This window comes from Streptomyces thermovulgaris, assembly GCF_002155915.1.
GTDB lineage: Bacteria > Actinomycetota > Actinomycetes > Streptomycetales > Streptomycetaceae > Streptomyces > Streptomyces thermovulgaris.
On sequence record NZ_MUME01000439.1, the window covers coordinates 1 to 948 of the forward strand.

The 948-nt window shown below is 67.1% G+C and carries 1 protein-coding gene; it reads left to right on the forward strand.

Going from position 1 to position 948, the window contains the following annotated elements:
• Nucleotides 1-844: winged helix-turn-helix domain-containing protein (locus CCN35_RS26020; protein WP_211285582.1), on the forward strand; the 844-nt coding region annotated here is incomplete at its 5' end.
• Nucleotides 845-948 lie beyond the last annotated feature (104 nt).

The following is a 948-nucleotide window of genomic DNA, read 5'->3' on the forward strand; positions in this document are numbered from 1 at the left end:
CCGGCCGCCGTATCTCCAGGCCGCCGACGCGCTGCGGGACGCGATCCTGAACGGCGAGTTCCGCCCCGGCGAGCGCCTGCCCTCGGCCAACGTGCTGCGGGACCGCTTCGGTGTTTCCAGCTCCACCGTCCAGAACGCCCTGCGCGTGCTCAAGCAGGAGGGACTCGTCTACTCCCAGCTCGGTCGAGGCAGCTACGTCAGCGCCTCGGTCGGCCAGAGCGCCGGCCCAGCTGACGACGACCACGGCGATGCCGAGTCCGAAGGCCCGGACTGGCCGGTCGACCTCATCCGCAACGAAGACAGTCGCCCGCCGTACGTTCAGGTGGCCGACATCCTTCGTCGGGAGATCGAGGAAGGCACCTATCCTCCGGGCTCCCAGCTGCCCCCGGCCCGTGAGATCCAGGAGCGGTTCCAAGTCGCCAACTCCACCGCGCAGAACGCCTATCGGAGCCTGAAGCAGGCAGGACTTGTGTACGCGGTCAAGGGGCGCGGTGTCTTCGTGCGCCCTGCTCCGGAGCCGGGCAAGTATCACGGGCCGATCACCAACTACCTGCTGCGGGAGCAGGTCAACCGCGAGGCCAGCGCAGCCGCGGCTGAGTTCGCCGACCTCAGCAATGACGAGCTGCTGCAACGGGAAGCCGAGCTCGACCGGCAATGGGCCACGATCCGCGAGGAGCACCAGCGAGTCTTCAATGAGCGCCGGAAGATCAAACGCGAGAAGAGCCGACGTGGCCTGTTCATGCCGCCGCTCCATGACGACGACACCGAATCGGACGTGTCGCCGCGCGAGAAGCTGGAGGCCGCACTGGCCGAGTCGAAGAAGCGGCGACAGCAGCGCCCCTGATCTCCAAGCTGACAGATCGGCCAGTGGGTTGTCGGATCCCAGCTGATGCCTGACGTTCTGGTCCCAGGTGATGCTTGACGGTGGGCCTAGGTGTTCTGTCCACG